This window comes from Corallococcus carmarthensis (genome assembly GCF_003611695.1).
In the GTDB taxonomy this organism is placed as follows: domain Bacteria; phylum Myxococcota; class Myxococcia; order Myxococcales; family Myxococcaceae; genus Corallococcus; species Corallococcus carmarthensis.
Genome location: NZ_RAWE01000357.1, coordinates 1 through 5,710, shown reverse-complemented (window position 1 = coordinate 5,710; position 5,710 = coordinate 1). Strand labels below are relative to the sequence as shown.

General features: G+C 72.9%; 4 protein-coding genes. 3 read left to right on the top strand and 1 reads right to left on the bottom strand.

What is annotated here, in order from left to right; all coding sequences use genetic code 11:
• From D7X32_RS42800 to D7X32_RS42790, 3 genes are all read left to right on the top strand, one after another.
• On the top strand, positions 1–2,538 hold a 2,538-nt coding region (locus D7X32_RS42800), incomplete at its 5' end, for an ELWxxDGT repeat protein (RefSeq protein ID WP_208752736.1).
• A 52-nt stretch (positions 2,539–2,590) separates the two neighbouring features.
• Positions 2,591–3,133, top strand: coding sequence for a DUF350 domain-containing protein (locus D7X32_RS42795; RefSeq protein WP_120608245.1), 543 nt, complete (start codon positions 2,591–2,593; stop codon positions 3,131–3,133).
• 6 nt (positions 3,134–3,139) lie between these two features.
• Positions 3,140–4,012, top strand: a complete 873-nt coding sequence (locus D7X32_RS42790; protein WP_120608244.1) for a hypothetical protein — start codon at positions 3,140–3,142, stop codon at positions 4,010–4,012.
• On the opposite strand, the gene D7X32_RS42785 is transcribed toward D7X32_RS42790, so the two are convergent.
• Positions 3,918–5,710, bottom strand: a 1,793-nt coding sequence (locus D7X32_RS42785; protein WP_208752735.1) for a glycosyltransferase, incomplete at its 5' end; no start/stop codon positions are given. The genes D7X32_RS42790 and D7X32_RS42785 overlap by 95 nt on opposite strands.

Here is a 5,710-nt window from a genome sequence, read left to right as displayed (position 1 = left end):
GGCGTGGGAGGGGCGGGCATGGGGACGGTCAGCGGTCGTGCGTGGCTTTCGGCGTTGGCGGTGGCGGTGGGTGCGGCCCCGGCGTTCGCGCAGGGCGAGCCCGCCCCAATGGATCCGATGAGCGTGCGCCGGGTGGTGGACCTCGCGCCCGAGCCCTCTTTCATCCCGGAGTCCCCCAGGCCCGGCGCGCAGGCCACCGTCGAGCTGAACGGGCGCCTCTACTTCCTCGCCACCCCGAGCGGCGCCACGCTCCAGGACCTCTGGGTGACCGACGGAACGCCCGCGGGCACCCGCTCCGTGCAGGAGGAGCTGCTGCCCTCGGGCACGCACATCGACCTGGGCTCGCTGCGCGCCACGCCGCACCGCCTGTTCTTCACCGCGACGTCGCCGGAGACCGGACGCGAGCTGTGGACGAGCGACGGCACGCGCGAGGGCACGCGCATCACGCGCGAGCTCAACCCCGGCCAGTTCGACGGCGTGGCCTCCCTGGCGCCCCTCTTCGTCCTCGGGGACTCCGTGCTCTTCACGCCGTCGAGCACGGCGCCGACGGCGTTCGACCTCTGGAAGTCGGACGGCACCGCGGAGGGCACCGTCCCCGTCAAGGACATCCACCCGGGCCAGGCCGCGGCGAACGCGGACGGCTTCGTGCGCGTGGGGGACACGGTCTTCTTCGCCGCGGAGAACGCGCAGGGCTTCGAGCTGTGGCGCACGGACGGCACCGAGGCGGGCACCACGCTGGTGCGCGACATCAAGACCGGCGCCGGCGACTCCTATCCCCGGAACCTCACCGCGGTGGGCAACACCCTCTACTTCACCGCGGAGGACAACGAGCACGGCCGCGCGGTCTGGAAGTCCGACGGCACGGAGGCGGGCACCGTGCACATCAAGGACTTCAACACCGCCGCCACGGGCCGCATGCCCACCGTTCTTGGCGCCGCGGGCGACACGCTCGTCTTCCTGGTGAGCAGTTCGCAGGAGGCCTCCGAGCTGTGGCGCACGGATGGCACCGACGCGGGCACCCAGCCGTTGCTCCGGGTGCCCTCGTCGTTGATCGCCCGCTTTTCGGGCGTGCGGTTCGTCCCGGTGGGCACGCGCGTCTTCGTGGTGGCCCAGGGCATCGACGTCGGAGATTCGGTGTGGGTGACGGACGGCACGGAGGCGGGCACCGTGCGCCTCGCGCGCCCCAGCGTGTATGGGCTGGAGTCCGTGCGTGGCTTCACGCCGTGGGAGGGCGGGCTCGCCTTCGTCCTGAAGACGCGGCTGGGCGCGAGCGAGCTGTGGCGCACGGATGGCACCGACGCGGGCACGTCCCGGCTGACGCGGCTGCCGTCGGGCAACGTGTTCGCGCTGCCCACGGGGCTGGTGCCGTTCCAGGGTGCGCTCCTGACGACGGCCGGCGACCCGTGGACGCCGCACGCCCTGTGGCGGATGGAGCGGGATGAGGTGTCGCCGACCTTCGTGTGCCCGGCCGCCCAGGACGTGCCCTCCAACCGGCCCGAGGGCACGCTGACGTCCGGCCTGGCGCCAGTGCTGACCCGCCCGCTCACGGCCTCGGTGCGCTCCACCCATCCGGACTACACCCTGCTGCGGCTGCACCAGCCCGTCCTCGTCACCTACCAGGCCGAGGACACCACGGGCCGCCTCGCGTACTGCACCACCCAGATGACGTCGCGGGACATGACGGGGCCCGCCATCAACGGCTGCCCGACGCAGCTGGGCCTGGGCACGCGGTCCGCCCAGGGACTCACCTTCCATTACCCGGCCCTGAACATCCAGGACGAGACGAGCCAGGACGTGCTCGTCACCTACAGCCCGGAGAACGGCAGCCTGCTGCCCCTGGGCACCACCCAGGTGACCGTGACGGCGAGGGACGGGTCCGGCAACGTGAGCACCTGCGCCTTCCCCGTCACCATCCGCGACGGACAGGGCCCCACCGGGGCCTGCAAGGTGAACGAGGTCCGCGTGGAGGCGGAAGGGCCCGAAGGCGCGCACGCGTACTGGCCGGACCCCACGCCCACCGACACCATCTCCAGCAAGGTCAGCGTCACCAGCACGCACGCCTCCGGGGACCTGTTCCCGCTGGGCCTCACCCGCGTGCAGGTCATCAGCACCGACGAGGCGGGCAACAGCGCCTCCTGTGAGATCCAGGTGCGGGTGCGCGACTCGCGGCCGCCCGTGCTCACCTGCCCGCAGGACCAGACGCTGACCACCGCGGTGATGAACGGCACCCGCGCGGAGTACCCGGCCGCCACCGCCGAGGACGCCGTCTCGCTGGCGGGCATCTCCTACAGCCCCGCCGTGGGCACGCCGCTCGCGCCGGGCCTGCACTCGGTGCAGGTCACCGCCATCGACGCGGCCGGCAACGCGGCGCTCTGCGACTTCCACGTGACCGTGGAGTACGACCCGACGAGCGACATGCGCCAGGGCCTGGGCTGCTCGGTGGGCAGCGGCCCGTCGTCAGCGACGGGCTGGCTGGCGCTGCTCGCCCTCGCCTGGACGCTCAGCCGCCGTCTGAAGGATGGCAAGCCGCGCGCGTGAGTGATGGCCCGTGGCGGCGCGGGGGACTTCCGCTACAGTCCCTCAGCGCCCCATGGACCTCACCCTCTTCGTCGTCGGACTCGTGAAGGTCGTCCTCGGCGGCCTCGTGGCCGCGCTCGGCATCGGCATGAGCATGCGCGGCCTGAGCCGCCTCCTGGACAGCCACCCCGTGGAGGAGCTGCGGCAGGGCAACGTCGCCTCCGGACTGGTGCATGCCACGAGCCTCGTGTCGCTGGGCCTGCTCGTGCAGCACGCGCTGAAGGCCACCAGTGACGCGGTGGACCTGGCGGTGCAGAACCCGCCCGTGTCCGCCGTCGCGGTGCTCCAGTTGATGGGGCTGGCGCTGGTGCACGTGGCGCTGTCGCTGGCGGTGGGCGTGGCGGTGCTCGCCCTGGGCGTGCGGCTGTTCGACAAGATGACGCCGGGCATCGAGGAGCTGGCGGAGGTGCGCAAGGGCAACGTCGCCGCCGCGCTCCTCTTGTGCGCCTTCCTGCTGGTCATCGCGCTGCTCACCGCGCCGGGCCTCCAGGCCGCGCTCAACGGGCTCATCCCCTTCCCGCAGCTCCCCACCGGCATGCTGCGCGCGCCCTCCTGAGCCACCATGGCCGCGCGTACGTGGAAGCTGTTGCTGTCGCTGGTGCTGGTGGGGGCGCTGCTGGCCTTCGCCAGCTGGGAGGTCGTGCTGGCCCGGAAGGCGGGCCGGCTCGCGGAGGCCCCCCGGCCGGAGGTGGAGGTCCCCCCGGCCGAGCCGCAGGAAGCGCTGACGGATCTGGGCGCGGTGCTGGTGCCGGAGGACACGCCGCCGGAGCGCGCGAAGGCCTATGACTGGCGCGTGGACGGCATGGAGCCCGCCCGTCAGCAGCTGGCGTACGGCCTGGGTGAGGCGGTGGAGCGCGGGCTGGAGCAGGCGCACCGCGACTACAGCGTGCGGCTGCGCTACCGCGCCATGGGCCCGGAGCGCTTCACCTACGTGGCGCCGCCGGGGTGCGGCACGGACATGCGCTGCATCTACGCGGAGCTGATGCGCAGCAACGCGGAGCCGGTGCGCGTGCTGGGCGAGCGCTTCGCCACCTCCATCCGCGAGCGCGACCTGGACGCGGCGCAGGCCACGGAGCTCATCCTCGGCTTCGTGCGCCGCATCCGCTACGAGCTGCCCGGTGACGAGCCCTTCGGCATCGTCCCGCCAGGGCTGGTGCCCGCGCAGGACCGGGGCGACTGCGATTCCAAGGCGGTGCTGGCGCTGATGCTGCTCAGGCAGGTGGGCGTGGACGCGGTGATGCTCTATTCGGACGCGCTCGCGCACGCGGCCATCGGCGTGGGGCTGCCCGGCACCGGCACCCGCATCCCCTTCGGGGGACGCGGGTACCAGTACGTGGAGCTCACGGCGGAGGGCTGGCCGCTGGGGATGATTCCGCCGCAGTACGACAAGCCGCAGCTGTGGCGGGTGCTGCCACTGCCGGACGCCCCGGGCTGAGCGCGGGCGGCCTGGCCTTCACCCCCTTGCGCAACTCCGCGTTCGCCGTGAGCGCGAAGTATGGCGCGCAGAGCAGCGCCCAGGCCTCCGCCAGGCACGCGGCGCCGCCCAGCAGGAACAGGTCCGGCCGGGACAGGTCCGTCCCGCTCAGCATCAACACCCCCAGGCCCAGCATCACCAGCCCCGTCACCAGCTCCCCGCGGGTGGTGGCCAGCGCGGCCCGCCAGCCCACGGACGTCGCCTGGAACTTGTCCGTCCGCAGCCACAGCAGGGGCCGCCGCGAGAAGAACGCCGCGGCCACCGCCTGCCTGCGCGTGTGTCCCAGCGCGGAGCTGATGGCCGTCACCGCGAACACCTCCCGCAGCGAACAGCCCAGCAACCGGCCGCGCAGCCATGCCAGTACGCCCTGGGTGACGAGGTTCGTGGCCAGCAGCGGCAGCAGCCCCTCCGGCAGCGGGATGGATTGCCGGCCCACCGCGAGCAGCAGCGTGCCCAGCAGCGCGACCAGGCCCAGGAGGTCCATGACCCAGGTGGACACGAACTCCAGCCCCTGGAAGAACCGGGCCCACCGGTGCCGCGCGGCCATGCGGGGCGAGCGGTCCGGCAGCAGGCCGCGCCAGTGCATGCGCAGCTGCTGGATGGGGCCCGCCACCCACCGGAAGCGCTGCTTCTTGAGCGCGAGGAAGGTCTCCGGCAGCAGCCCCCGGCCGAAGGTCCTCGCCAGGAAGAGCCCCTGCCCGCCCCGAGCCTCCAGGCGCAGCGCCAGCTCCGAGTCCTCCGTGAGGCACGTCTCCGACCAGCCCCCCACCGCCTCCAGCGCGTCGCGCCGGATGAGGCACGTGGTGCCGATGAGCGTGGTGATGCCCCATTCACTGAGCGCCGGGAGCTGCAGGACGTTGCCGGTGCGCTCCTCCCAGTAACAGCCGCGCAGGAAGCGGCGCCCCTGCCACCCCCGGTAGTCGTGCGGCGTCTGCACGTAGTCGATGGCCGGGTCGTCGAAGAAGCCCACCAGCCGCTCCAGGAAGTCCGGCTCACAGACGTAGTCCGCGTCCAGCAGGGCCACCACCCGCGTCTCCTTCGGGGTGAGGCGCAGCGCCAGGTTCAGCGCGCCACCCTTCGCGCCGGGCAGCGACTCCACGTGCACGAAGCGGAAGCGCGGCCCCAGGCGCGCGCAATGGGCCTCCACGGGCCGCCAGAGCGCCGGATCCTCCGTGTTGTTGTCCACGACGATGACGTCGAAGTCCGGGTAGCGAAGCCGGCTCACCGCGTCCAGCGTGGCCAGCACCACGCCGGGCGGCTCGGCGTGACAGGGAATGTGCACCGTGACGCGCGGGAAGGGCGGCGCGTGGCGCGGCGGCAACGGCTGCGTGGGGCGCAGGTAGCGCCGTCTCAGCAGCGGCAGGAGGTACGCCGGCTCCACCAGCAGCCCGTAGACGACCTGGAGCGCCACGAAGAAGAGGCCCACGACCCACGGGACGAACAGCAGCAGCCGCGCCACCGCCGCGGACGGCGGGAACGCCTCCTGGAACCACCGGAACAGGATGAAGCCGTTGAGCAGGACCAGCAGCAGCCGGCTGGTGAAGAACAGCGGCCGCGCCACCGAGTCGTGCCTCAACCCCAGACACATCGCCGACGCGAGGACCGCCGCGCACCCGAGCGCGGGGAGCATCCCCACCCCGGTCCCCGCCACCCCGAAGG

Bases quoted from the DNA above. Each gene is read 5' to 3' on its own strand.
- D7X32_RS42795 (WP_120608245.1), top strand. From the start codon at position 2,591: ATGGACCTCACCCTCTTCGTCGTCGGACTCGTGAAGGTCGTCCTCGGC.
- D7X32_RS42790 (WP_120608244.1), top strand. From the start codon at position 3,140: ATGGCCGCGCGTACGTGGAAGCTGTTGCTGTCGCTGGTGCTGGTGGGG.